Here is a 26,111-nt window from a genome sequence, read left to right as displayed (position 1 = left end):
CGTCAGGGGCATCAGGTGCGTCAGGTGCATCAGGGGCGTCCGGGGCATCAGGTGCATCCGGGGCATCCGGGGCATCCGGGGCATCCGGGGCGTCAGGGGCATCAGGTGCGTCAGGGGCATCCGGGGCATCAGGGGCATCAGGGGCATCCGGGGCATCCGGGGCATCAGGTGCGTCAGGGGCATCCGGGGCATCAGGGGCATCCGGGGCATCCGGGGCATCCGGGGCATCAGGTGCGTCAGGGGCATCCGGGGCATCCGGGGCATCCGGGGCATCCGGGGCGTCAGGTGCATCAGGGGCGTCCGGGGCATCAGGTGCATCCGGGGCATCCGGGGCATCAGGGGCGTCCGGGGCATCAGGTGCATCCGGGGCATCCGGGGCATCCGGGGCATCGTTTGGGGACCCTGACAGTGAAAATGCCGGGGTCGTCGTCCCAAGAAGTGCAAACATAAGTGCAGCAGCTAACATTAATCCACTTTTGAATCGAATCATTCTTTTCTCCTTCTGTTATTATTGGTTTCTTTTTAATTGCGTTGTTTTGAGGGTGCTATTGCAATCTCGATGCCGAAAAGATCTATCTCAATTTCCTAGGCATACCACCAGGATTAAATAGAATTTAGATTGAAATCGGGCAGAAAACTATCAATGCTGCTGGTTTTTTAGCAATGGGAATGGGTTGTACTTATTAGACGAAGGGAGGACAAATTTGTACCAAGACTCTTGGACTACGACTTGAAAGAAGATTAAAACTGGTAGGAAGCTGAAACGGTATAGATGGATTTAGTATATTTCACTCTAGGATCTGTAGAGTTCCGCCATAGATACATGAGACGAGTGTTAATAATCACCTTAGGGGTTGCTTTGTACCGGAGCCCGACACGAATGAGATGGTTGGTGTCTGTCCGCCCGGGATGGAATCTCTCAACTGTTAGAGGAAGATCAGTTGTATAGGCCTTACTTCGAATCCAGTAACGGACTCGTATACTGGTCGATGGCATCCATTGATAAGACACCTGAACGGCACCAACATGGGCCCGATAGGAGATATCATCCTGGAAATTCGGGTCGACGGAAGCCCCCCCTCTGGCCAATCCTGCTTCAAAGGTATATTCGCCGAGAAGATACCATGAACGCTTAAATCTATAATTTTGAAAGAGGCCAATTTTGATGAGATCAGAGTCTTTCGCGTCAAACCCTTCCGTATAGTCGAGACGATCGTATGAAAAGGAGAGGCCAACCTTCAATAAGGATGTTAACTTTCTAGAGTAACGGGTTCTGAATCCATTCGACTTCCACCTCAAAGGCACGCTATTTCGTTCTTCCAAATCGAGAAGGGCCGTTGGACGAATGCGGAGAAATAGGCTTCCAAAATCCCGCGAACCAAAAGGGCGTACAACACCAACCATAAAAAAAGTATTGCTTAGCTCTGAATTATCGATGTATTGATTCCGGATGGCAAATCCAGTCCATCTTACTTTGTTGATTCGGTAGGTAAAGGTAACTCTTGCTTTCCAAATCTGGTCAGAGACATCTCTAATCTTGCTCTGGAAGATATTACTGTCATATGTAATGCCGGTTTCAATCTTTCCATAAAAAGAACTTGTTCTTCGGGTATCCTTATTCGTCTTTTGGAGGGGGGCCGCACGCAAAGGGGGTGCCTCGAATAGTACAGTCAAGATCACTACGCAAAAGAATAAGATCTTCATTCCCCGACTCTTTGGAATAAGTTTATTCATCAATTCAAGCTACCCCTCGGCTTAAAATATCGTGACTCTTTGCGTGTTTTTGCAAGAAGTGGACCACGATACAACATTCATACCCAGTTTATACATGAACCTCTGAAAATCAGAAAATTGGTTGATGTACCGATATTGTCAAGAAAAACGATACGATCTTATTAAAACCTAATTATGAAATTTGTACGAATCCCTTTCCTTGACAGGCTCCCTATAATAAGATAACTTCCCGACCATGGAAGAAAGACGAGGTTCTAGCCGGATACCGCTTCAGCTCCAAGTTGGGCTTCTACAAAAGAAGACGAATCAGCAGATTGAGATTCTCCGTGGCAATATCAATGATGGGGGAATCGGTGGGTATACGCGGGATATCGTTCAGGCAGGGAATGCGATCTCAATCCGCATCACTTTTCCTCAACGCAGCGGAGAAGCCGCCTCGGAAACCATCACAGGAAAGACCGTCTGGGCCCACATGGACGGTAACTTTATCGCCTTCGGGATCACCTTTTCCCCATTCGATTCAAACACATATCCACATCTGAACACCTACCTGCAATACGCCGCCCAATTCGAGTAAGACCCTAATTCCGCGATTGCGGAATTAGAAACCGCCGATTGCTAGAGCGAGACCCATCCGCCTGAAATGACTGCGTTATCGGCCAACGGCCTCCTCAACGTACGGGTGAGTACGCTTCGATCACCCTTATGGCCTCTGGCCTTGTCCTCCAGACGACTTGACGGTTTATCCCAAGATCCAAACGCCGGTCTTGGGTAAGAGGTTTAACTGTTCAACATGCCACTATTTTTCTTCAGGGCAAGGCGCGAGGAGCACAGAACCACAGCGTAGTTTTATGCGTGAGGATTCGAGCACCACAGCAACGCCGCCTTGGAGGAAAAGAGGGGTGTGCTGAACAGTTAAATTATCTGTCGTGGCAGATAAGGCAAAGCGTCGCGGAGGGCACCCTAAGAAAAGGCCGGACTTTTTCACTGTGCGGGTCATGACAGCTGTCACACTCGACCCTCCCGGAGGAGGTACGGACGAGGGTTGAAAGATGTTCAGCTGAAGAAACATTTTCAACAGGGAGATCCAGGTAGGAAGACGTTCCCGATGTCGGCAGGGTGAATCCTCCGACATGCCGGTTTGGAAGCGCCCAATACCGGGAACGGGTGACGGTCGGATTAACCGGGACAAATATGCCCGTTGGTTTTCTCGGATAAAGGATAGAGATCGGATGATCGACGCGACTCAAAGGCGGTGCCTCTCTGGCCCCGACTGAACCTGTCCATGGGATATTTCCGAAGGCAGCAACGCGGGGATTTCCGACGTTGATGCCATGCATGTCCTTACCCAGTGCGCCATCATGGCATGCAAGGCAGACCAGGGACGAACCGGCTGGGTGATTGTATGTCCGTTTATTCAGCGGCAGATTCGCGGCGATATCATAAGGCTTCGCCCCCCGCGTATTCCAGAGCGGTGGAGAAGAGACCCTTTTCCCGGACTCGCCCGGAACGGGCTTCGTTCCTTCCGCAAGACCTTTTCCATGCTGCTCACCTCCGAGGGAGGGAATGGATTCCGTATGGCAAACGGTGCAAACATTTGAAGAAGAGAGAAAAGGCGCGACAAGATTATGCCGTGTTTGATACACTTCATCAAGAGGAGTCGCACTGGACCCGATAGACATGGCCGAAAGAAGAGTGAATGAAAACATGATGGCGATGAACCCTTTTTTCATCTGGGACACCCAATTTTCTCCCTTACAATCCCGGCCAATTCCTCCGCCATCCTTAAGATCTCTTCCTTCTCCTGCCCTTCAATCATAATCCGAAGGAGAGGCTCCGTCCCGGAATATCGGACCAGGACTCTTCCCGTTTCCTTTAACCTTTCTTCACAGGAGAGAATGGCCTTTTGGATCTCCGGGATACCATCAAGCGCATCTTTCCTCTGAACCTCTACATTCAGCAAGACCTGCGGAAGAGGGGTCATGCAGGCCATAAGGCTGGAAACAGGCTCATTTCTTCTTTTCATCAGAGAGAGAAGTTGAAGCGCTGTAATCAATCCATCGCCAGTCGTATTGTAATCAAGAAAAATAACATGACCCGACTGCTCACCTCCCAGGTTATAGCCCTCCTTTATCATCCGCTCAAGGACATATCGATCTCCAACCGGGGTTCGAAGCACCTGAATTCCTTTTGACCGGAGTGCGACCTCAACCCCCATATTGCTCATGACGGTCGTCACCAACACCTCCCCCTTTAAATCCTTTTCTTGATGAAGGGCCTCCGCAAAGGCCACCAGGAGGGCATCTCCATCAACAATCCGGCCGGATTCATCCACGAAGAGGGCGCGGTCGGCGTCGCCGTCATGGGCAATCCCGATGTCGGCATGATGTGTAAGCACCGCTTTCTGTAAATTTTCAGGGTGTTGGGTCCCACAGTCGAGATTAATATTGGTTCCGTCCGGATTGTCGCTGAGGACAATGACATCGGCCCCTAATTCTCTCAATACCGTCGGCGTTGTCTTGTACGCGGCCCCGTTGGCACAATCCACGACGACCTTCATGCCCTGAAAGTCGAGCCCTTTCGGCAGTGAGTTTTTTACGAATTCAATGTATCTTCCCTCAGCATCATCAATTCGAAAGGCCTTTCCGATCTGACCGGCTGTCGGGCGAATAGCATCGATTTCACCCGAAAAAAGGAGCCGTTCAATCTGGAGTTCCATTTCATCCGGAAGCTTTAATCCATTCCTGGAAAAGAACTTGATTCCATTGTCCTGAAAGGGGTTGTGCGAGGCAGAGATAACAACACCGGCATCGGCTCGGAGACTCCGGGCCAATAAGGCAATGGCAGGTGTCGGTAGCGGACCGACGAGGAGAACATCCACCCCCATTGAACAGATACCCGAGGTCAGGGCCGACTCGAGCATATATCCGGAAAGGCGGGTATCCTTTCCGATGACAATCCGGTGACGGCCCGCCTTGTATTTGAAGATGTGAGCCGCGGCACGGCCCAACTTCATGGCCGTCTCAACCGTCATCGGCTCAACGTTGGCAATACCCCGAACCCCATCCGTTCCAAAGAGCTTTCGCATAAGTCAGAACGCTCCATCACCTTCACAGGCAACTTGAGGGTTTCTCACAAAATCCAATTGCTGATCCTGGATTTAATGAGAATGGTCTTCTTTTGATTCTGAAGCCGCGTGGCGAAGAACCTCCTCGTTGACCCTGATCTTCGCCTTCTTTTTAAGTTGATCAATTTCCCAGTTGATCATCACACCACGAAGATTCTGGAGTTGGGCCGGAGAAAGTTCATCAAATTTCTTCGGATCCCTGTCGCCAACAACCTTGATGATATGAAATCCAAAGGCACTCTGAACCGGGCCGCGAACCTCATCTGTCTTCATCGAAAAGGCCGCATCAGAAAAGGGTTTGACCATCCTGTCCTTTGTGAAGAACCCAAGATCTCCTCCTCTCGACTTACTCGCCGGATCTTTTGAGATCTCACCCGCCAAAACTGCAAAGTCGGCACCTCCATCAATCTTCTTCTTCGCCTCCTTTGCCTCTTCTTCCGTCGACAACAGGATATGGTTTGCATGGACCTCCCTAAAGTCGTCTCGATTCTTGACATAGTAGGCCTTCATTCCTGTTTCGGTGACCTTTTCCTTTGCAATCCGGTTCACCACTTCGTTAATGATTAGTTCTTTCTCAATTTCTTCAATCCGGTCCGTGACGGCCTTTAATTTATCCAGACCCAGCCGTTTCCCTTCCTGACTCAAGACCTCCCGGGCGATCATAATATCTAATAACTCCTTTTTGCCCCCAAAAGTATTAAAATTTCCCTGTCCCTCACCGGTCAAGCGGCCCATTCTCTTTTCGAACAACTCCGTCGTAATAGAGATGCCATTCACATTCGCAACCTCATCTCCCGCATCCGCGAGAAGCCCCGAAACCGTCCAGGGTGAAAAAGCAATAAAAACCATCGATACTGCAACCAGAATCTTCCTTAAAACCATGCCGTTCCTCCATATCAAAAAATTTGTAGTATTCTACCTCACTTCTGTGGAAAATATCAACGAATTTCAAGTTCACTAGAAAAACAAACCGGACTTTTGTACGAAAAGAGCCATGATCCACCCCGTATTTGCAATCCCTTTCCAGATTGTGGTAGTTATTTTGATTTCAGGGAAGCCTTGATGGTTCATACAGAAGCCTTGGAATACCTTTATCAATTACAGCGTCATGGGGTTCGACCCGGCCTTGAGCGGATGGATGCCCTCCTCACCCTCCTTGAGCATCCGGAACATCAATTTCAGTCTGTTCATATTGCAGGGACGAACGGCAAAGGGTCGACTGCCGCGATGGTCGCATCCGCACTCATCCAGGGCAGGTCTACGGTCGGACTGTATACCTCGCCTCACCTCATTGACTTCTCGGAACGGATCGTTGTATCGGGGGTTCCAATTTCCCATGAAGAGATCGTCCAACTCACAGAGCATATCCGTGAAAAGATAAAATTCCGTGTGCCTCGCCTTCTGGAGGAGATCTCATTTTTTGAGTTCACGACCGCGATGGCCTTTCTCTTTTTTTTCGAGAAGAAAGTCGATCTAGCCGTGGTGGAGGTTGGCATGGGCGGGCGCTTCGATGCCACCAATCTTCTGTCCCCGCTCGTCACCGGAATCACCCACATCGGCCTGGACCATCAGCAGTACCTCGGAACGACACTCGAGGAAATCATAGCCGAGAAAGCTGGAATCATTAAAGAAAGTACCCCTATCGTCACCTCGGTATCACAACCCGAACTTCTCACTGTTTTGGAAAAGAAGGCCCGCGAGAGGAACGCGCCCCTGATCCGCCTCGGGCATGAAATCACACTCTCCATAACAGATCCGGCACAGCCGATCCGGTTTAACGCACCCTCGCGCTTTGACTATGATGGACTCAAAGAACGGCGCGTTGAATGCGGCCTCCTGGGCCGACACCAAATCGACAATGCCGCCGTGGCGATCGGCCTCCTGGAACAGCTCGGTTTGCGCGGCGTTCCTCTTTCGGAACAGGATCTCCTTGAGGGGATTCGACAGGTTTCCTGGAAGGGCCGACTGGAAATCCTCCAGGAACAGCCCCTGTTCCTGCTCGACGGCGCGCACAACCCATCCAGCGCGAAGAGACTGGGAGAATTCCTCTCGCGTGTTGATCCAGACCGAAGCGGAAAACACTGGATGTTGATCGGGATGATGTCTGACAAAAACATCCCGGAGGTTCTCTCTCCCCTGATCGGCTGGACAGATGCTTTTATCTTTTCCCGTCCCGAAATTAAGCGGGCCGCTGATCCGAATGAAATCATGGACTCTGTTCTCTGCGTCTCAAAAGAGACCTCCTCAAGAGAGGGTTTTCCTTCCTGCACAGTACGAGAAAAGGTTTTCGACGCCCTGACTTATATCAAGGCCTTCATTCGGCCCGAAGATACGCTGGTGATTACCGGATCGTTCTACACCGTGGGAGAGGCCAAGGCCCTCCTAACAGGAACAAGCCCCTCTCTGATTCGCGGGTAGATGAGACCACGCCTCTATCCAAGGCAACTCTTCAGCAAGAAGGAAAACCCACATTCTCCTCACACACACTGAAAAATCAAGCCGCCGACATCAACGCTTTACAATGCTTTCGAGGATGCCGTTCCTTCTTCTGGCATTGTCACTCTTCCTCATGATCCCCGCTCGCCCCATCCTTGCGGCCCCGCGTGAAGAGATCCGCCTTACAGCGGACCGGCTCGAATATCTGAAAGAGAAAGACCTTTTTCTTGCGGAAGGTTCTGTCGTCATTCAACAGGACACCACAGAGATAAAGGCCGATTCGATTCGCCTTGATCATACTCTTGGGAAATTACGTGCCGCCGGAAATGTCTATTTCACTGACGGTGAAAACCTCGCCGAATCCGTTGAGGCCAAATTTGATATCAACACGAAGCTGGGTGTCTTGAACAAAGGGCGTCTCTTCATCAAAAGTGACAACTATTATTTGCGGGGAAAGCGGATTGAACGAAGCGCGCTTGACCGTTACGAACTGCACGACGGTTCATTTACCGCATGTAAATGCGAGGATGATCCTGCCTGGATTATCCGCACACAACACCTTCGAATCACTCTTGATAAGTATGTTGTTGCAAAAAATGTTGTATTCTATGCGAGAAATGTCCCGATTTTCTACCTTCCTTACCTAATTTATCCTGTAAAGACAACACGGCAGACCGGGCTCCTCGTCCCTCGCGCGGGCTATAGTTCGCGCTATGGCTTTCGTTATCAGCAGAATTTGTTCTGGGCCATCTCCAAGAGCAAGGACGCAACCTTTTCGCTTGAGCACCGAGGAAGCAAGGGAGACGGGTTGGCAATCGAGTATCGCTATCTTCTCTCAAGCGAATCAAGAGGGACACTCTATGGGGACTATTTTCTGGATCGGGAGAACAACATCGCGCGCTGGGAGGTACGATATGCCCTTCAGCACCGGTTCACAAACAGAATCGAAGCAAGGCTCGATGCACGGCATATCAATAAGGTCACCCACTTCCAGGATCTCTCCGACCAAACCTTTGAACGTGCCCTTCAAGAAGTCGAATCAAACTTTATTCTGGCGTATCAAGGAGACGAATCCTACGCCTACCTTCTGGGTCGCTACACACAAAACCTTACAACGACCACCAACAGCACAACACTACAGCGTCTGCCTGAAATCGGGTATACCCTCAATGAACACCGCATTGGTACTGCGCCGATTTTCTTTCACTTTGAAAGCACTGCTGTCAACTTCTGGAGGCAGACCGGCTTGAGCGCAAAACGGGTGGATGTTTACCCGAAGATCTCGCTCCCCGTCTCAATACCATACCTAGGTATATTGACCCCCTGGGCCGGTTTTCGTGAAACCTGGTACAGCCGGGGAATTTTAAAAGATCACTCAATCAGCCATGAAATCATCCCAAGTGGAATCAAATTAGAAAACCTCTTTTCCCGGCATGGCGAAACCTTCACCCATATGATCTCCCCCACGATCTTCTATGAATACATCGAGGTCGAAGACAAAGGGGATATTCCACAATTTGATGAGGTCGACCGCATTGCAAACCGAAATGCCATCACAGTCTCCATATCACAGCGGTTTTTAACAACCAGCAGAGGTGGACGACTGGAAGAAATAGGATCGCTACGACTCACAGAAACTTATCGGATCGACACGGCACGCTCCGACTTTCCTGATTCCCGCCCCTATTCCGACCTCCATGGCGAGCTGACGCTAAACCCCTTCCCCTCTGTCTCGCTGTCCTTTGACTCATTCTATAATCTGCATGATTCCCATCTGAGCTCGTTCAACAGCGATCTCCAATTCAAACTCAAGCCTTATGTGAACCTGGCTCTTGGACAAAGATCGACACGCGCCGGATCGATTCCCAAAAAAGGAGACCTTTTCAATCCCCTTTACCTCAGAAACACGGAAGACGTTCCCTCGGATATCTCCTTCTGGACAGGATCTGTTCTCGTCAGATCCCCCTGGGGATTCGGTGCCGGGAACAGAACCTACTTTGATGCCGATGCAAAGGAACTGGTTGAAATTGATTATGAAATCTTCTATGAAGCGGAATGTTGGGGGATTGTCTTAACTTATCTCGATTTTAAAGATCGAGACGAATTTACCTTCTCAATTACCCTGAAAGGCCTGGGAAAAATGAAATCCCGTCTGTTCAACAATTTATTCACGTCAAATATGGGAAACTAGAAGTATCACTTCCCCTTTCCTCCTTTCAGGAATCCCCTTGCTTATGACCAGATGGTTCCCCTGAATGACTCCGGAACGATAGGCGTCCTTACAGCTTCTTGAATATCTGGAGGAGGAACGAACCAGGCGCGGGTTCCTTCTGTGGGTGAAGGCCTTGAGCTGCGGGTCCCCTTTCCAGACCAGATCCTTCGATCTGTTTTCAATCTCACGCCCCTCTAGCTTCTTGTAAAATCCATCCAGAAGCCCGTAAATAAAGGTCCTTCTATGCCTGTTTTTATTTATTTGTTCTTGCTTTTTATGTGCTGTCCATTTCAGCTCAGAAGTATTTTGCAGATAATGATACACATATTCTGCCATCTCAACATTTTCCGGGGTTCCGCATATCTCCAGGACCCGACCGCTCCGATCTTCATGGGCGTCATACCCAAAGGTCCAGATTGCTTCAACGAAAAAGAATCGGGAAAGAATCGCGCTGATGATAGAGAGAATTGGATTCCTCCTTTCCACGCGACCGATTTGCTTGTGTGTATATTTTATCTCAGTTCGCATTTCCAATAAAGACAAGTTGTGTTTTAACAACAAGTCCTGGGCCTTCGCCATGGCACTCCCGGCCTCATGCACATTCGTACTTTGAGCCAGGGCCAGCAGCTTGTTGACCTTGTTGATTATATTGTGTTTGTCTGAACTTGCGATGGACAACTTTTCGCGTTTTGACACCCATGATTGCACGCGGCCTGTCGCAGAGGGATCAATCCCATGTTCCAGGCAAACTCTCTTGAAGGCCTCTCCATGAGGCCTTTCCTCTAAAACCCCTAAAACTTCCTCGACATACTGATGTGCCATTTCATGATAGAGGACTTCCTGAACATATTCCCATCTGTGCGTATGAATTAAAATCATGCTGATTGAAAGTGACCTGTAGCAACCGCCTTTCCACTGCCCTAAAACCCCTTCTGAAGAGGAGAGGGAAAGGTCTGGAAGACGCATTTTGTCTCTAAAATAACTGTAATTGGCCAACTTCCAGTCTTCTTTTAATTGCCTGATCCAGGTCATTTTAAGGGGGTTGTTTAGATTATCCATGGAGGCTGAGAGAGGGAGCTAAACCTAAACCACGCCCTGTTTTTGCAGGAAGTTCTCGTATGTGTCTTTATAGTCAACAATTCCCTCCGGCGTAAGCTCAATAATACGTGTGGCCAGAGAGGAGATGAATTCCCGGTCATGGCTGACCATCACTAGGGTGCCGGGATATTTTTCAAGCGCGTTATTTAATGATTCAATCGACTCCATGTCGAGATGGTTGGTGGGTTCATCCATCAACAAAACATTATGACGCTGGAGGATCAGTTTTCCGAACAACATCCGGCCTTGTTCTCCCCCGGAGATGACCTTGACCGACTTGTCCATCTCTCTTTTAGAAAAGAGTAGCCGCCCCAAGGTTGCACGAACCACCTGTTCATCATCCCCTTCACGCCGCCATTGGCACATCCACTCAAACAGCGACATCGCCTTCTCAAAATCCGCGGTATGGTCTTGCGGGAAGTAACCGATATGGGCATTCTCAGACCACTTCGCCGTGCCGGAGTCCAGGCTTAATCCTTTCCTATCAAAATCAGGAAGGAGACTCCGAAGCAGCGTAGTTTTTCCAATACCATTGGGTCCAATGATGGCAATACGCTCACCGGGAGCAACAGACAGGCTTAGATTATTAAACAGAGGTTCATCATAACCCTTGCTTAAATCAGTGACGTCCAGGGCGGTGCGGTAAAGTTTTTTCTCCTGTTCAAAAATAAGGTAAGGGTAAACCCGGCTGGAAGGCTTCACATCCTCAAGTTTTATTTTTTCAATCTGATTCGCGCGGGAGGTCGCTTGTTTTGCCTTGGAGGCATTCGCTGAAAACCGCCGAACAAATGTTTGCAACTCTGAGATCTGCGCCTTCTTCTTGGCATTGCTGGCCAGCATACGGTTACGGACCTGGGTCGATGCCTCCATATATTCATCGTAATTTCCTGGGTACATCCGGATTTCACCATAGTCGAGATCGGCCATATGGGTGCAAACACTGTTCAGGAAATGCCGGTCGTGAGAAATAATAATCATCGTACAGGAGCGCTCCCGCAACAGATCCTCCAACCAACGAATAGCGTTGAGATCGAGATGGTTCGTCGGTTCATCCAAAAGCATAATGTCCGGATCAGAAAACAAGGCCTGCGCCAACAAGACACGCAGTTTCCAGCCCGGAGCGACCGCGCTCATCGGTCCCTCGTGTTGTTCAATAGGAATTCCTAGGCCTAATAATAATTCGCCCGCGCGGGATTCTGCGGTGTAGCCGTCCATTTCGGCAAACTCGGCCTCCAGGTCCCCTACCTTTAAACCTTCTTCTTCGCTCATCTCTGGGAGGGCATAAATCCGCTCGCGTTCTTTCTTGATGCGCCAAAGCTCGGCATGCCCCATGATGACCACATCCAGAACAATATCCTTTTCAAAGGCGAACTGGTCCTGTTCAAGTTTCCCAAGCCGCTCATTGGGGCCAATGGAGACACTCCCGGAAGAGGGGTCCAGGTCTCCGGAGAGAATTTTCATAAACGTCGATTTTCCGACGCCATTTGCACCGATCAAGCCATAACAGTTCCCCTCTAAAAACTTCACCGAGACATGTTCAAACAAAGGTTTGGCCCCAAACTGAATGGCAACATTAGATGTAGAAATCAAATCGCACTCCTTAAAGTTGTTATTATCTTGTTCCTGTTACGCCGCCTGTTCCCCGAAAATGCTCTGTGGGCGATGTTGGCAACTTGTTCGAATTTAAGGTCATTATCCAATAGAATGCAGGTGATGTTCAATGGGAATTTTAGGAATATTGCAATTCACTCGAGGGAGTCTTCCAGGGGGGCTAAAAAATACCTGCGTTAAAGCAAAACTCTCTTCGCAAGGGCTTAGTATTTTGAATGCTATGGCAAAGCTGGGCTCCTCGCTTCACCCCCTAAGCATTCCTCCCCGAAACATGTTTCAACCGTTCCAGCATTTTCCTGGCCTCGGCGACACGGAGATCTTCGGGGTCAAATATGTGGTTTTTGATGAACGCCTCAAATGCCTCCTCCGCCTCTCCCAAGCGCCCCAATTCTTTATAAGTCAGGCCGAGATAGTAATAGGTCACACTTCCGGGTGCGACCCGTCCCATCTTCTTAATCCCTTCCTCAAGTGCCGTCGCCGCTTCATCAAAAAATCCCAGCATGAAAAGTCCGGCTCCGCCGTAGAGATGGCCGAGGGGCGTTCCGACAATCTTTTCAAAAATCTGCGCCATTCGTTCCTCTTCCGGAATCAGAATGCCGACCTCCCGGCGCCAGGCAACCGTTTCCCGGTACGCGAGCTTTTCGTATTTCTTTGGTTGCGTCTCAAGTTCTTTTCGGGTTTCGTTCAGGCTGACAATGAACTCCCCCAGAGAACGCTTGGCCTCTCTCTCTCTCCCAAGCTTCCCCAGAGTCAGGCTCTTGTAATAGTAGGCAAAGGGTTCTGAAAAGAATCGACTTCGGTGAAGCGTCTCCAAGGCCTCCTCATACCTGCCTTGATAATACAAATTGACACCGTGATAATAATAGCCCCTGATGATTTCCGGATGGGCCGTCCATAGCAAATCCAGCAGCGGGGCCGCCTTTTTATACGCGCCTTGTTTTTGATAAAATTTTGCCAGGCTCAGCAGTGTCTCTCCATGTGTTTTATCTTTGTCCAGTGCCCGCATCCAGGCTTCTTCCGCCCCTTGAAGATCTTTCACCTTCTCCAAAACGGCTCCCCGCAGCCATTCCCCTTCCGCGGTCGTCTTCAGGAGAAGCCCCTGTGTAATCATCTCAACCGCTTCATCCTCTTTTTCAAACCGAAGGTATCCTTTTGAGAGGGCATAATAGGCCGCTGCCTGCTCTGCCGGAGGCTCCTCCTTCCCGATCAAATAAATTCTCCCTTTGGAGGCGGCCGCCTTCATTTCGGTAATATGAATCGACATAGTATCTTCAAAAAGCGATTTTGGGGTTTGAAACTCAACGAGGGTGAAGTCGTCTGTATTCAGCTCGGCATCGCCAACATAGTTTTCGATCTCGTCCGGTCCCAGTAAAAAGTGGGACCAGAGATCAAAAATGGAATAAACACCCACTCGGGCCAGATCCATTGTCACGGCCTGTGTGGAATAACGTTTTGACATTTCCTCTCGATCGATCTGGAAAGGAGTTGCAGAACCCAGCAAAATGAGATCCCCCGAATCGGTATAAAATATGAGGACGTGAGGAAAGACCGAATGAAAGGTCTTTATCACCGATTTCAGCTCTGGCGCCCTGATCCCGTAGAAATGTATCCATTGCGTGAAGATACCGCCCTCACTGAGATGCGCTCTCCCGACTTCAAAAAATTCTCTCGTAAAGAGCTTGGCGGAGCCGCTCCTCCAGGGATGAGAGGGCTCAGAGACAATGACATCAAAACGATCGTCATTACGGAGCAGGTAATTTCGAGCGTCATCCATCACAAGTGTCACACGAGGGTCATCAAGAATGTTCCCACTGAATGAATCAAAATAACGGGACGCTTCGATCACCGCCGGTTCAAGCTCGAGTGTCACCAGTCTGGAAAAAGGGTGCTTCGCCATCGCCCCGGTGGTAATCCCGCTCCCATGACCGATCAACATAACATCCCGAAGTTGAGGTGCAAGGAGCATCGGCAGGTGTCCGACCATGAGTTGTGTCTTCATGTCGCCGGTCGTCGAGGCGTTCGGCTTCCCATCAATTGCCAGGGTCAGATGAGGACGCTTCGCCAGGGTAGGATGCTGGACAACCGTCACGGTGGACGAGATCCCCTCCTCATAATAAAGAAGATCGAGGGATGCGGCCTTCCCAAAGAGGTCACTCGACATCATGAGGGGATTCCAGGTCGGCGTCGTGAAGATCACGATAAAGAAAAATGCGGTAATGATGCCGAAACCCCAACGCCGTCTTTGGAGAAGAAAAGATGTCGCAGACGCCCCCTCCGACCGAAGAAGACTCCAGAGGGTCATGCAGAGCAGAGTATTGGTGAGCACAGCAAGATGGAGACTCTTTTGAATGCCGAGGAGGGGAAGAAAAATAAATCCGACAGAAAACGAACCCACGATTGTTCCGAGCGTATTAATCGCATAGGCCCTGCCGACAATTGAACCCAGCGCCTTTTTCTCCGACTCCCCCTTAGAAGTCAGAATGTGGATCACCAGGGGAAAGACGCCCCCCATCAAAATCGTCGGGATCAACATCACTGCGCCGGAGAGAAGGAATTTAGAGGCCGCCCGAACCCGGCTCCATGTATGAAAGATCCCCATAAATTTAAAGAAGGCGGTTGGCAGGAGCGGAAAGATAAATTCTCCGGCAAAACAAAAGAGGGCAATCCCGCCTTGAATCGTTGCCAGTAGAAGAAGGGGCTGAGAAAACCTCTTGAGGAGAATCGAAAAGAGAAAGCTGCCAATGGCCAGCCCAAGAAGAAAGGTTGCCAGCATTGTCGCGTAAGAGTAAACGGTCGACCCCAGAATCAAGGTGAGAATCCGGGTCCAGACCACCTCATAAATCATGGCCGAGAAACCGGAAACCGCAAAGACCGTCAAGAGTATCTGACGTTGTCGGCGCTCCCCTTTCGAGACAAGCATATCCCGACTCGCCCCGAAGGAATCCACATCTTTTGAGGGAGGTGGCTGTACGACTGTTTTTCCCCTTCCCATTAAGAACGCAACCAGGCTGATCAGGCCGTTTAACACGGCGGCCAGGAAAACCGTTTTTTGAAGCCCAAGTGCCGGGAGAAGAACGAACCCGGCCCCGAGAACGCCCATGACGGCCCCGAAGGTATTGAAAGCATAAAGAAGTCCAACCCCTTTCCCGACGGTCTCTCTTGTCTTGTAAAGCTGTGCCAGAACCGGAAGCGTCCCTCCCATCAGGGCGGTTGGAATGAGGAGGATGACAATCGCCAGAACAAAACGGACCAGACTGAAAGCGTAAAATGAAAAATCGAAAAGATTTGAAAGAGTCTGATAAACCGGAATCAGGGAAGAAAAAAACAGAGGGACCAGGAAGGCATAGCCCCCGATCCCCAACTCAAGAAGGGCATAAACGAAAAGCGGGTTGGAGTAACGGTCGGCCCGTTTGCCAAAATACCAGCTCCCCAGGGCCAAGCCCCCCATGAAGGCCGTCAGCAACGTCGAGATGGCAAACATAGACGCCCCGAAGACAAGGATCAACTCCCGCATCCAGACCATCTGATAAATCAAGGCCGTAAAACCGGAAAGGAAAAAGAGAATAGGGATTAAAAACATCGGTACTCCATTTGAGATAACTTATAATCATATCTCAATCAATGTATAATCTCAAACAGAACAAGTTGATCCAAGATCGTCTGTTGGATCTTAGGTCTTTACCTTGAGATAACAGAATCTCTATGATATCGTAAGCTTATGTTGGGCAACTCTCCACGGAAGGGTAAAAATAACCCATGACTGAATTCGCTTTCCAGGAAATGTTTCCTCTGGGACAGGACACGACCCAATATCGTCTCCTGTCTGATAAACACATCTCAATAAAATCGTTCGGGGAAAAAGACATCGTCCTCATTTATCCGGAGGCTTTGACGCTGCTTGCCGAGCAGGCCTTTACGGACGTCTCCTATCTATACAGATCGCCTCACCTGAAGTTACTGGCGGGCATTCTGGATGACCCTGACAGTTCGCGCAACGACAGATACGTCGCACTGCAGCTCCTGAAAAATGCGGTCATTGCCGCAGATCGAATCTTTCCAATGTGCCAGGATACCGGCACGGCGATCGCCATCGGCAAGAAGGGGCAACAGGTCTGGACTGACTTTTCCGATGAAACTGCCCTCTCCTTAGGAATCTTTAATGCTTATGAAAAAAGTAATCTTCGGTATTCCCAGAACCTCCCTCTCACAATGTATGAAGAAATAAACAGCGGCAGCAATCTCCCCGCACAGATTGAACTCTACGCAACACCAGGAGACCGCTATGAATTTCTCTTCATCGCAAAAGGAGGAGGATCCGCCAATAAGACCTTTCTTTATCAGGAAACCAAGGCGGTATTAAATCCCACAGCCCTCATCGACTTTATGAAAGACAAGATGAAGACCCTCGGAACTTCCGCCTGCCCTCCCTACCATCTGGTCTTTGTCATTGGAGGAACCTCAGCCGAAATGACATTAAAGACGGTCAAACTGGCATCCGCCGGTTATCTTGACCATCTGCCCACAAAAGGAAGCGATGCCGGACATGCCTTCCGTGACCTTGAAGTCGAGGAAAATCTCATCCGTGTCTCGCAGGAACTTGGAATCGGCGCCCAGTTTGGAGGTAAGTATTTCTGCCTGGATGCACGGGTCATCCGGCTTCCCCGGCATGGGGCATCCTGCCCCATCGGTCTGGGCGTTAGTTGCAGCGCGGACCGGAATATTAAGGCAAAAATCACTAAAGAAGGTATTTATCTGGAACAGCTTGAGGAAGACCCTGCCCGGTTTTTACCAGAGGTTCAAGGAGAGGAAGGCCCAGCGGTTCGTATTGATTTAAACCAGCCAATGGACAGGATTCTAGCCCTCCTGAGCAGACATCCGGTCGCCACACGCCTGCTCCTTACGGGGAAGATTGTCGTCGCAAGAGATATCGCCCATGCGAAACTGAAAGAGCGCATCGACAAAGGCGGAAAGTTACCGTCATACTTCAAAGACCATATGATCTACTATGCCGGCCCGGCAAAGACCCCCGAGGGATATCCCTCGGGGTCTTTCGGGCCGACAACAGCAGGGCGCATGGACTCGTATGTGCCTGTTTTCCAAAAAGAAGGCGGTTCGATGGTCATGCTTGCAAAGGGAAACCGCTCAAAACGGGTCACAGACGCATGCAGAGAGTTCGGTGGATTTTATTTAGGTTCGATCGGTGGCCCTGCAGCAAAACTGGGGAAGGAGTGTATTACCCACGTTGAAACCATTGAATATCCCGAACTTGGCATGGAAGCCATCTTTATGATCACCGTAAAAGACTTCCCCGCCTTCATCATCGTTGATGACAAGGGAAATGACTTCTTCGACAAACTGCTATCGGCCTAAGGCTCAATACCCGGAGAAGAAACTCCCTCATCCTACTGAGGCCACAATACTCACTAAGATGAAGTTTAAGCCCTTCACTTGACCCTTACGGAGACCCAGAGAACAGCCTTTCCGGGTCCTTCACCACACCCTAGAGTCTCAATCAGTCTATATTCGCGCCAACAACTGCCGCCATTTGCATCATATCAATGGTCTGGCCTTCTTGTAGATTTGTTAAATCAGTCAGTTTTCCTGATTTGCTTGTAGATTTCGTCTTCTTAAAAATTACGAGAAGTTTCGCATCTGCCACGATATACTTGCCTGCGTTTTCGGGTTTTCCATTCTCAGTCTTCGTTTGAAGTTTGTTCTCTTTAATGTAATTCCACAACTGCTTCGTAATCTCTGTCCTGGGAAGCTCTGTGGCTCCTAAAAAACCGGCCAATTCTGCCTTCAACTTTACTGGTTTTTTTAATCCTCTTTCTTCTGCCATTTTATACCCCTCATTAGACTTATACTTTTTACAATGGTTAAAAACATAGCGATACTATAGGATAAGACCGCAAGAAGCTACTATAATTTTCAGAATATCTTATCTCGTTAAAAATAGTTGGAAAACTTCTACTTCGATTCTGAAAAATGGTCTTTAGGGACTTCTATCCTGTCTTCTCAACCAGGACCCAATTTTTACCAGAAATCAGGAACAGAGGCATCCCCCTCTTGAATAAGGTAAGCGATTTACATTACTATGAGGTCAGTAGGATGCACTGGTGTCCTTTCCAGTTGTTAAAATGCAGGTCAACAGGGCACGAAAACAACATGCGTCGCATGTAAAATAACAAAGGAGGCAACACGATGAAAAGACTTTCCATGCGTCAGATCGGATTGTTTTTAATTGGGGTTATTTCGGTCGTTGCAATCACAGCCTGTTCCGGAGGCGGGAGCCCCAGGGTTCAAATTCCATCACTGATGTCGCCGGGTGATATGAGCAACCGGGATGCGGCCGCAAAAAATAATGAAGGGGTCGATCACCTCGTGCAGGGACATTACGATATCGCTCTTAAACATTTCAAGAAGGCCCTGGCGGCGGCACCAAATTTCGCAGAGGCCCATTTTAATATGGCAATCTCCCTTGACGGCATGGGAAAACACGCGGACGCAACGGAGGCCTTCAAAAAGGCAAAAAACTTTGGGGGAGACAACCCGAAGATTGTTGATAATGCGGTGTTGAAAAAACATCTCAATCTCTAGGGACTCAATAAACCTTAATCAGGGGTTCATCAAAGGGGGACATTGCACACTCCGGCAGGTCGGAAAAAGGAGATCTGCCGGGGTGCATTCTGGCTTCTTCTACATCAAGTCTTTTACGGTAAATTCTTCAATAGTCCGAAAGGCCTATTGCGTTCGGCCCTTGATTAGGCCTTTTTATTTATTGAACATCTCTCCCTTAAAAAGATAAAATGTCCCTTAGCATCCAATAGGATATAATCGTTCCGTTTAACAGGGTCTTCAGCCAATATTATTAACCACTGGGTGACCTCTATTTTGCTAGCAAACACCCCACCGACCAACTATATTCCTATTTTTATTTTTATTGTGGTTTCCCTTGTCTTCGGGGTGGGAACACTTGTTTTAAGTTACTTTGTTCAAACAAGGGTAAACTATAAGGAAAAACTATCTACATATGAATGCGGGAGTGAACCGATTTCGGATGCCAGAAATCCCTTCCCGGCCCGTTACTATATTATTGCGATGCTTTTTGTTATTTTTGATGTTGAGGTGGCGTTTCTTTATCCATGGGCGGTTGTCTTTGATCAGATCGGACTCTTTGGACTGATCGAAATGATTATTTTCATTGCTCTTTTTCTTGTTGCATATGTCTACGCCTGGAAAAAAGGAGGGTTGGAATGGGATTAACCGGGAAATTTGAGGCCAACTTTATCACGATGAAACTGGATCAGGCCGTGAACTGGGCCAGGAAGTGGTCGCTCTGGCCCATGACCTTTGGCCTCGCCTGTTGTGCGATTGAGATGATCGCCGTGGTGGCCTCCCGTTATGACCTTGACCGCTTCGGGGCTGGGGTCTTTCGAGGTTCTCCAAGGCAATCTGATCTCATGATCGTTGCCGGCACCGTCTGTCGCCGAATGGCCCCGGTGATTCGAAAGGTCTACGATCAGATGCCGGAACCGCGCTATGTCATTGCGATGGGGTCCTGCGCCACCTCTGGAAATATCTACGACAGCTACAGTGTCGTCCAGGGAGTAGACCGCTTTGTCCCGGTTGATATCTATATACCTGGATGTCCCCCAACCCCGGAGGCACTCATTGAGGGAGTCATGCGGCTTCAGGATCAGATCTCAAAAAGGAAGGTCTTTGTGAAAGCATGAGCGAAGAAACGACTGATAAGACAACAGGGGAAGTAAAAAAGGTTCCGCCTCCTCCCCCCAAGCCTCCACCACTCAAGGTTTCCGGAGAGGACCATCCGACTGCCAGGAAAATTCGCGATGCCTTTCCTGCGGCTTATATCAGCGCGACCCTCTTCCGGAAGGATCTCTCTGTCGAGGTAAAGAAAGAGGGGCTTTTTTCGATATGCCTGCTTCTTCGGGATGATCCTGAACTCGATTTTGACTACCCGGTCCATATTTCATCTGTTGACTACCTCAGGGAGAAAGTGCGGTTTGAAGTTGTTTATGAGTTCTTTTCGATCAAGAAAAAACACCAGGTTCGTATCAAGACACGGGTTGCAGAAGATGACTGTGTTGTTGATTCGGTCACCCCCATCTGGAGGGGTGCCAATTTCCTGGAGCGGGAAGTCTATGATATGATGGGGATACGCTTCAACAATCACCCTAACCTGAAAAGAATTCTCCTCCCCGACGATTATGAAGAGGGCTACCCCCTGCGAAAGGATTTCCCGGTTCAGGGGCGAGGCTGGCGCGACACATTTGATTTTCCTCACTAAGGATCTCAAGGCCAATGGACGTCAAGGAACCACTAACGGTTGATGATAAAAAGGCAGCGCTTCCCCTTTTAAGGAAGGAAGAGTTCCTTTTAAACCTTGGACCTCAGCATCCCTCGACACACGGGGTGTTGAAGGTCCTCCTGACCCTCGAGGGGGAGAAGATCGTCAAGTCGGAACCGGTACTCGGCTTTCTTCACCGGGGTGTCGAGAAAATTGCCGAAACAATTACCTACAATCAATTTATCCCTCACACAGATCGTCTGGATTACGTCTGTGCAATGTATAACAATTTCGCCTATGTCCGCGCCGTCGAAAAGTTGCTCGGCATTACGATTCCGGAGCGTTCCGAATATTTAAGAACCATCGTGGCGGAGGTTCAACGGATCATTGGCCACCTCTTCTGGCTCGGGACACAAGCCCTCGACATCGGCGCAATGACCGTTTTCTTTTTTACCTTTCGGGAAAGAGAACTCCTACTTGATCTCTTTGACGAACTCTGCGGTGCACGACTGACGACAAGCTGGTATCGTGTTGGCGGCGTCGAACGCGACCTGACCTCCAAGATCATTGACGATATTTATCAGTTTCTTGCCGATTTCCCCTCTAAGATCGAGGAGTACAACACCCTACTGATCAATAATCGGATCTGGCTGGGTCGGACAAAAGATATCGCCGTCATCTCCGGGGAGGATGCCGTTGCCTTCGGTCTCTCAGGCTCCACCTTGCGCGGCTCAGGGGTGGATTACGATCTTCGTAAGGTCAGCCCCTATGGCGCCTACGGGAAAGTCGAATGGACCGTCCCACTGGGAACGAAAGGCGACACCTACGACCGCTACTGGGTTCGCATGGAAGAGATGAAGGAAAGCAGCAAGATTATCAAACAATGTCTCGATCAACTCCCGGAGGGGGAATACCTCGCCTATCTCCCCAAGATTGTGGTCCCCCCCAAGGACCGTGTCTTCACAGACATGGAAAGTATGATCTATCAATTTAAACTTTTTACCGACGGATTCAAGGCACCGGAGGGCGATATCTACTGCGGCACTGAGGCCCACAAAGGAGAACTGGGTTTCTATATCGTCAGCCAGGGAGAAGGAAAACCCTACCGCCTGAAGATACGCTCCCCCTCATTTGTACATATGGGGGCCTTTGATCACATGGCGAAAGGCTACATGGTCGCGGATATGATCACCATTTTTGGAACCTATGACATTGTCATGGGAGAATGTGACAGGTAACCCCGATGAGTGAAGAGACAAAAAAAATAGAGCTGCCGAAAGGACCTGAGGGTGATGGGAACGTTACGACCGAGGAGAAAGAAATGGTCGAACTCTCCGTTGACGGAATAAAGACCGTTGTCGAAAAAAACTCCTCGCTCTACACGGCCATCAAGGACATCGGGATTAAACTTCCGGCCATGTGCTATCACTACAGCTTCAGCCCCTTTGGCTCCTGCGGACTGTGCCTTGTTGAAGTGGAGGGGAAGAAAAACAAGGTTCGCTCCTGTACCGCCAAAGCAAGCGATGGGATGGTGATCGCGACCGACACGGAAAAAATGATTGAAGCGCGAAAAAAAGCAGTTGAAAAGCACCTCGTGACCCATCCCCTTGATTGCCCGGTCTGTGACGCAGACGGAAAATGCGAACTACAGGATATGGCCTATGACTTAGACGTCTATGACATTAAGAAGGGTAAGCGCAAGGAAATCCCGGAAGACACCCGAAGCGTCGTGCTTGATTTTAATATGGAACGCTGCATCCTGTGCGGCCAATGTATAAATGTCTGCAAAGAAGTGCAGCTTGTTGACCGACTCTGCTTCTATAAAAAGGATAAGAAGACCCATGTCGGCGCACACGGGGGCGTCCCCCTTGACTGCGAATTCTGCGGCGATTGTCTCGCCGTCTGCCCGGTCGGGGCTATTGTCAGCCGCTTTTCAAAATATGCCTTTAAGCCCTGGCAGCTCAAAAAAACGGAAACCACTTGCAGTTACTGCTCAGACGGTTGCACGCTCATCCTGGAGAGCCAGGATCAGAAAATTGTCCGGGTCACCTCTGAGCTTTCCTACCGTTCCAAGTTTGGAGAAGGGGTCGGCCCCGAAGAGGGACATGGCGGTATCTGTGTCCGGGGCCGATTCGGATTCGAATACGTTCAGAGCGAAAACCGCCTTTCCCGCCCCCTGGTAAAAAAGGACGGCAAACATACTGAGATTCCCTGGTTCACGGCCATGATTCAGATTGGAAAACGCCTGTCCAGCATCAAAGAAGAACATGGCGGTCAGGCGATTGCCGGATTGATCAGTGGTCGGTGTACAAATGAAGAGGTCTACCTCTTCCAGCGGCTCATGCGTTCAGTCCTCGGCACGAACAATATTGATACCGCCGCCCGCTACGGCCATATGAACTCTGTTCTGGCAATGAAACATGCGCTCGGTATAGGGGGATCCACCACAACCTATGACAAAATTACCGTTTCCGACGTCATTCTCCTCGTCGGATCAAACATGACTGAAACAAATCCGATCGCCGCGCTCCGCGTGAAGAAGGCCATGGCGCAGTTCGATTCAAAAGTCATCGTGGCCGATACAAGTCAAACCGACATGATGGGCTTTTCGTCGACACACCCTTTACAGATCAACCTCTACTCTGAGGGTGCCTTTATTCAGGGTCTCGTCAAGGCCGTCATTGATCAAGGACTCGTTCATTCCCCTTTCGCCGAAAAGTACGCGCCGGCCCTTGAAGTTCTTCAGAAGGCCGTATCGTCTTTATCGACAAGTGATATAGAAGCCTCAACCGGACTCTCCTGGGATAAGATATCGGAAGCCGCCAGATTGCTCGCAACTTCAAAGCGGGGAACCTTGATCTGGGGAGAAGGGGTGATTTCCAAAGAGGGGGGATATGAGAATGTCCTTCGCTTGACCGATCTGGCGATGATTACAGGACTACTGGAAAAAGAGGGTGCCGGAATTCACCCCATCTGTGAAGAAAATAATGAGCAGGGGGCAGTCGATATGGGCGGGGTTCCTGAATTCCTGCCCGGCCAGGTCCCATACAGCTCTGCCTCGGCAAGACAACTCTTTTCATCCGAATGGCATGCCTCCCTCCCCGACCCGATTGAAGGACGGGTCGGCTTGACCCTGCCGGAAATAATTGAAGCAGCACACCGAGGCGAAATCAAAGCCCTCTACATTGTGGGTGAAAACCCTGTAGGGAGCCTCCCAGCCTCAATGAAGGTGCGAGAAGCCCTTGAAAAAATAGATCTGGTCATCTGCCAAGACCCCTTTCTGACCGAAACCGGGGAAGGTTCCGACTACGTTCTGCCGGCAATTACTTTTGCCGAAAAGGATGGAACCTTCACGAATATGGCGGGAGAGGTCAATCGGGTTTCCCAGGCATTTGAACCGTGCGGCGAGGCCCGTTCCGATTTAAAGATTTTCTCAGAGCTTTCGAGGCATCTGGGGCAATGGCTTCAGTATGGTGGACCGGAAGATGTCCGCCAGGAAATCTCAAAACGGGTCCCAGGCTATTATAGTGGGGAAAAACCTCCCATTCAGTTTGATACCTATTTAAAAAACAACTTTCTCTCAGAAGTGACCGAACGCTATGAGACCCCCGCGTCAACAACCCTGGCCACAAATAAAACCGCACCCTTCCTTCTTTCACGGGAACAGGTGCTTTATCACTCCGGTAAGCTGTCAACGCAGGACAAGGGGCTGTTGAAGATTGACGACAAATCAGCACTTCAGATCGGCGAGACCGATGCGGAGAACCTCCAGGTCAAGACAGGAGACCTGCTCCTGGTCAAGTCCGCCTTGGGAAGCGTCGAGGTTCCGGTCGAGATTGTCTCCTTCCTTCCGAGCGGATTGATTCAATTTCCTGAGCATTTTAATCGCTTCCCCATCAAGGACCTTTTGCCGGCCGTCATTGACCCTGTCAGTCATGTCCCCTACCTTAAGAAAGGGGCGGTTTCCCTTGAAAAGGTGACGCGATTCGACCTGAAGGTCATTACACCAAAACCAGAGCTTCCACAGCCTTCCCCGGAGAGTCCATGACGTTTTCAGCACTTATTGATAAGGTCTTCTTTATGGAGATTGTAAAGGCCCTGAAGTTGACCTTCAAGCATACTTTTCGTCCTGTGGTGACGGTTCCCTATCCCCATGAAAAGCTTACCCTCCCGGATACCCATCGGGGAGCGCTCTGCCTCTTAAAATATGAAGATGGCACGGAGCGCTGCGTCGGCTGCGATCTTTGCGAGGCGGCCTGCCCTTCACATTGCATCAAGGTGGTCAGCGCTGAAGATCAGGATGGTAATGTCTTAAGACGCTATGCCACGGACTTTGACATCGACATTACCAAGTGCGTCTTCTGCGGTTTTTGCGTCGAGGCCTGCCCCGTCAACGCCCTCGGAATGACCAAGATGTTCGAGTATTCGACGCCGGACAAAAGAACCCTGCTATTTGACAAAGATAGACTCTACGAAATCGGTGAAAAGAACTATGTTGAGGCCAAGAATTATCTCGTAGCACATAATCAGGAAGATCATGATGATGTCAGCCGAGAGTACGAATATCGTTTTCCCTCCTACGTGACGCCGGATCCGGAACAGGATTAGATGACCCAAAGCTTATTCTTTTTCTACTTCGCAGGTGTGACAATCATCTCTTCGATCCTGACCATCGGTCTTCGAAGTCCGGTCTACTGCACCTTGGCACTCCTCTCCACCCTTCTTCATGTTGCGGGGCTCTTCGTCCTCCTTCACGCCGAATTTGTTGCGGCGATCCAGATCATCGTTTACGCAGGCGCGGTGCTCGTCCTTTATCTTTTTGTTTTAATGCTTCTTGACTTAAAAACCACTGAAAACTTCCTTAAGCAAACCTGGGTTGCACTATTTTTCGGAGTGGTTGTTTTTGTTGAAATCCTGCTCGGACTTTTTAAATCCACCATTATGACAACAAGACCCACAAAAACCATTGAAGCGGTGGCCGCTCCGGCGATTGGAAATACCGAGGCGATCGGTCTCTCTCTCTTCAATGAATATCTCCTCCCCTTTGAGGTGGTCGGAATCATTCTGCTCGGCGCTGCCGTCGGTGCAATGGTTCTGGCAAAAAAGATCCCGGCCCGTTGAATGGCTGCCGAGGTTTGTATTACTTGTAACGTTTTTAACGTATATCTCAAGGATAGAGTGCAGTCATGATCCCTGTTTCTTACTATGTTGTTGTCTCGACCATGATGTTTGTGATCGGCTTGATTGGCGTACTCATCCGGAGAAATTTCCTGATCATCCTCTTTGCCATCGAACTAATGCTGAATGCCGCCAACATCAATCTTGTCGCCTTTTCGCATTATAATAATGCCATCGATGGGCAGATTGTCTCCCTCTTTGTTATTGCCATCGCAGCGGCCGAAGCGGCAATCGGCCTGGCCATCATCATCGTTCTCTTCAGGGGACAGGCAACGACAAATGTGGACGAACTTAATATTTTAAAGTGGTAAGGACGAGGATTTTTACGATGATTGACGTTTACAATGATTAGTTGGATACACCCGGCGCTGTTTTTCTTCATCGCCGCAGGGGCGCTTCCACTGGTC

22 protein-coding genes are annotated in these 26,111 nt (G+C 49.7%); 14 read left to right on the top strand and 8 right to left on the bottom strand.

Annotated features, from left to right (window positions below; translation table 11 throughout):
- Positions 1–450 (top strand): hypothetical protein (locus EYQ01_05470; GenBank protein ID HIE65249.1); only part of this gene is annotated, 450 nt, incomplete at its 5' end.
- Positions 451–741: 291 nt separating this feature from the next.
- Here the strand turns inward: EYQ01_05470 and EYQ01_05465 are convergent.
- Positions 742–1,674: a hypothetical protein gene (locus tag EYQ01_05465; GenBank protein HIE65248.1), complete on the bottom strand. Its 933-nt coding sequence runs from the start codon at positions 1,672–1,674 to the stop codon at positions 742–744.
- A 295-nt stretch (positions 1,675–1,969) separates the two neighbouring features.
- Between EYQ01_05465 and EYQ01_05460 the strand changes: the two genes are divergently transcribed.
- Entirely contained in the window at positions 1,970–2,311 is a 342-nt protein-coding gene (locus EYQ01_05460; GenBank protein HIE65247.1) for a hypothetical protein, read from the top strand.
- A 343-nt stretch (positions 2,312–2,654) separates the two neighbouring features.
- Here the strand turns inward: EYQ01_05460 and EYQ01_05455 are convergent, their stop codons facing one another.
- From EYQ01_05455 to EYQ01_05445, 3 genes are all read right to left on the bottom strand, one after another.
- A complete protein-coding gene (locus EYQ01_05455; protein HIE65246.1) occupies positions 2,655–3,074 on the bottom strand; it encodes a hypothetical protein in 420 nt (139 codons plus the stop codon).
- Between the two features lie 389 nt (positions 3,075–3,463).
- The gene (locus EYQ01_05450; GenBank protein ID HIE65245.1) at positions 3,464–4,822 is read right to left on the bottom strand and encodes a phosphoglucosamine mutase; all 1,359 of its coding nucleotides are present in this window, start codon (positions 4,820–4,822) and stop codon (positions 3,464–3,466) included.
- A gap of 72 nt (positions 4,823–4,894) precedes the next feature.
- Positions 4,895–5,743, bottom strand: coding sequence for a hypothetical protein (locus tag EYQ01_05445; protein HIE65244.1), 849 nt, complete (start codon positions 5,741–5,743; stop codon positions 4,895–4,897).
- Between the two features lie 180 nt (positions 5,744–5,923).
- Between EYQ01_05445 and EYQ01_05440 the strand changes: the two genes are divergently transcribed.
- Both EYQ01_05440 and EYQ01_05435 read left to right on the top strand, forming a co-directional pair.
- Positions 5,924–7,279, top strand: coding sequence for a bifunctional folylpolyglutamate synthase/dihydrofolate synthase (locus EYQ01_05440; GenBank protein ID HIE65243.1), 1,356 nt, complete (start codon positions 5,924–5,926; stop codon positions 7,277–7,279).
- A 103-nt stretch (positions 7,280–7,382) separates the two neighbouring features.
- A complete protein-coding gene (locus EYQ01_05435) occupies positions 7,383–9,488 on the top strand; it encodes an LPS-assembly protein LptD (GenBank protein HIE65242.1) in 2,106 nt (701 codons plus the stop codon).
- Here EYQ01_05435 and EYQ01_05430 read toward each other — a convergent pair.
- The 3 genes from EYQ01_05430 to EYQ01_05420 form a co-directional block, all read right to left on the bottom strand.
- Positions 9,471–10,568 (bottom strand): DUF2786 domain-containing protein, encoded by a 1,098-nt coding sequence (locus tag EYQ01_05430; GenBank protein ID HIE65241.1) that lies wholly within the window; start codon positions 10,566–10,568, stop codon positions 9,471–9,473. The genes EYQ01_05435 and EYQ01_05430 overlap by 18 nt on opposite strands.
- 24 nt (positions 10,569–10,592) lie before the next feature.
- A complete protein-coding gene (locus EYQ01_05425; protein ID HIE65240.1) occupies positions 10,593–12,197 on the bottom strand; it encodes an ABC-F family ATPase in 1,605 nt (534 codons plus the stop codon).
- Positions 12,198–12,468: 271 nt separating this feature from the next.
- Positions 12,469–15,798 carry a hypothetical protein gene (locus EYQ01_05420; protein ID HIE65239.1) on the bottom strand — a complete coding sequence of 1,110 codons (3,330 nt, stop codon included), beginning with the start codon at positions 15,796–15,798 and terminating at the stop codon, positions 12,469–12,471.
- 176 nt (positions 15,799–15,974) lie between these two features.
- Between EYQ01_05420 and EYQ01_05415 the strand changes: the two genes are divergently transcribed.
- Entirely contained in the window at positions 15,975–17,588 is a 1,614-nt protein-coding gene (locus EYQ01_05415) for a fumarate hydratase (GenBank protein ID HIE65238.1), read from the top strand.
- Between the two features lie 142 nt (positions 17,589–17,730).
- On the opposite strand, the gene EYQ01_05410 is transcribed toward EYQ01_05415, so the two are convergent.
- Positions 17,731–18,057, bottom strand: coding sequence for a hypothetical protein (locus tag EYQ01_05410; GenBank protein HIE65237.1), 327 nt, complete (start codon positions 18,055–18,057; stop codon positions 17,731–17,733).
- 362 nt (positions 18,058–18,419) lie between these two features.
- On the opposite strand from EYQ01_05410, the gene EYQ01_05405 reads away from it, so the two are divergent.
- The 9 genes from EYQ01_05405 (at position 18,420) to nuoK (ending at position 26,015) form a co-directional block, all read left to right on the top strand.
- Positions 18,420–18,815, top strand: a complete 396-nt coding sequence (locus tag EYQ01_05405) for a tetratricopeptide repeat protein (GenBank protein ID HIE65236.1) — start codon at positions 18,420–18,422, stop codon at positions 18,813–18,815.
- A gap of 294 nt (positions 18,816–19,109) precedes the next feature.
- Complete coding sequence (locus EYQ01_05400) at positions 19,110–19,481, top strand: NADH-quinone oxidoreductase subunit A (GenBank protein HIE65235.1); 372 nt, start codon at positions 19,110–19,112, stop codon at positions 19,479–19,481.
- A complete protein-coding gene (locus EYQ01_05395; protein ID HIE65234.1) occupies positions 19,472–19,951 on the top strand; it encodes an NADH-quinone oxidoreductase subunit B in 480 nt (159 codons plus the stop codon). Before EYQ01_05400 ends, EYQ01_05395 begins: the two co-directional genes overlap by 10 nt.
- Complete coding sequence (locus EYQ01_05390) at positions 19,948–20,526, top strand: NADH-quinone oxidoreductase subunit C (protein ID HIE65233.1); 579 nt, start codon at positions 19,948–19,950, stop codon at positions 20,524–20,526. Before EYQ01_05395 ends, EYQ01_05390 begins: the two co-directional genes overlap by 4 nt.
- 14 nt (positions 20,527–20,540) lie before the next feature.
- Positions 20,541–21,764: an NADH dehydrogenase (quinone) subunit D gene (gene nuoD / locus EYQ01_05385; GenBank protein HIE65232.1), complete on the top strand. Its 1,224-nt coding sequence runs from the start codon at positions 20,541–20,543 to the stop codon at positions 21,762–21,764.
- Between the two features lie 5 nt (positions 21,765–21,769).
- On the top strand, positions 21,770–24,574 hold the full coding sequence (locus EYQ01_05380; GenBank protein ID HIE65231.1) for a 4Fe-4S dicluster domain-containing protein: 2,805 nt from the start codon (positions 21,770–21,772) through the stop codon (positions 24,572–24,574).
- Complete coding sequence (gene nuoI, locus EYQ01_05375; GenBank protein HIE65230.1) at positions 24,571–25,134, top strand: NADH-quinone oxidoreductase subunit NuoI; 564 nt, start codon at positions 24,571–24,573, stop codon at positions 25,132–25,134. Before EYQ01_05380 ends, nuoI begins: the two co-directional genes overlap by 4 nt.
- Positions 25,135–25,647 carry an NADH-quinone oxidoreductase subunit J gene (locus tag EYQ01_05370; GenBank protein ID HIE65229.1) on the top strand — a complete coding sequence of 171 codons (513 nt, stop codon included), beginning with the start codon at positions 25,135–25,137 and terminating at the stop codon, positions 25,645–25,647.
- Positions 25,648–25,712: 65 nt separating this feature from the next.
- Entirely contained in the window at positions 25,713–26,015 is a 303-nt protein-coding gene (gene nuoK, locus EYQ01_05365; protein HIE65228.1) for an NADH-quinone oxidoreductase subunit NuoK, read from the top strand.
- Positions 26,016–26,111 lie beyond the last annotated feature (96 nt).

The organism is Candidatus Manganitrophaceae bacterium, from assembly GCA_012960925.1.
Lineage (GTDB): Bacteria > Nitrospirota > Nitrospiria > SBBL01 > JAADHI01 > DUAG01.
This window is presented reverse-complemented; position numbering and strand designations above follow the sequence as displayed.

Coding starts and splice junctions, on each gene's coding strand:
- EYQ01_05460 (HIE65247.1), top strand. CDS start 1,970: ATGGAAGAAAGACGAGGTTCTAGCCGGATACCGCTTCAGCTCCAAGTT.
- EYQ01_05455 (HIE65246.1), bottom strand. CDS start 3,074: ATGCATGGCATCAACGTCGGAAATCCCCGCGTTGCTGCCTTCGGAAAT.
- EYQ01_05450 (HIE65245.1), bottom strand. CDS start 4,822: ATGCGAAAGCTCTTTGGAACGGATGGGGTTCGGGGTATTGCCAACGTT.
- EYQ01_05445 (HIE65244.1), bottom strand. CDS start 5,743: ATGGTTTTAAGGAAGATTCTGGTTGCAGTATCGATGGTTTTTATTGCT.
- EYQ01_05440 (HIE65243.1), top strand. CDS start 5,924: ATGGTTCATACAGAAGCCTTGGAATACCTTTATCAATTACAGCGTCAT.
- EYQ01_05435 (HIE65242.1), top strand. CDS start 7,383: ATGCTTTCGAGGATGCCGTTCCTTCTTCTGGCATTGTCACTCTTCCTC.
- EYQ01_05430 (HIE65241.1), bottom strand. CDS start 10,568: ATGGATAATCTAAACAACCCCCTTAAAATGACCTGGATCAGGCAATTA.
- EYQ01_05420 (HIE65239.1), bottom strand. CDS start 15,798: ATGTTTTTAATCCCTATTCTCTTTTTCCTTTCCGGTTTTACGGCCTTG.
- EYQ01_05415 (HIE65238.1), top strand. CDS start 15,975: ATGACTGAATTCGCTTTCCAGGAAATGTTTCCTCTGGGACAGGACACG.
- EYQ01_05410 (HIE65237.1), bottom strand. CDS start 18,057: ATGGCAGAAGAAAGAGGATTAAAAAAACCAGTAAAGTTGAAGGCAGAA.
- EYQ01_05405 (HIE65236.1), top strand. CDS start 18,420: ATGAAAAGACTTTCCATGCGTCAGATCGGATTGTTTTTAATTGGGGTT.
- EYQ01_05395 (HIE65234.1), top strand. CDS start 19,472: ATGGGATTAACCGGGAAATTTGAGGCCAACTTTATCACGATGAAACTG.
- EYQ01_05390 (HIE65233.1), top strand. CDS start 19,948: ATGAGCGAAGAAACGACTGATAAGACAACAGGGGAAGTAAAAAAGGTT.
- nuoD (HIE65232.1), top strand. CDS start 20,541: ATGGACGTCAAGGAACCACTAACGGTTGATGATAAAAAGGCAGCGCTT.
- EYQ01_05380 (HIE65231.1), top strand. CDS start 21,770: ATGAGTGAAGAGACAAAAAAAATAGAGCTGCCGAAAGGACCTGAGGGT.
- nuoI (HIE65230.1), top strand. CDS start 24,571: ATGACGTTTTCAGCACTTATTGATAAGGTCTTCTTTATGGAGATTGTA.
- EYQ01_05370 (HIE65229.1), top strand. CDS start 25,135: ATGACCCAAAGCTTATTCTTTTTCTACTTCGCAGGTGTGACAATCATC.
- nuoK (HIE65228.1), top strand. CDS start 25,713: ATGATCCCTGTTTCTTACTATGTTGTTGTCTCGACCATGATGTTTGTG.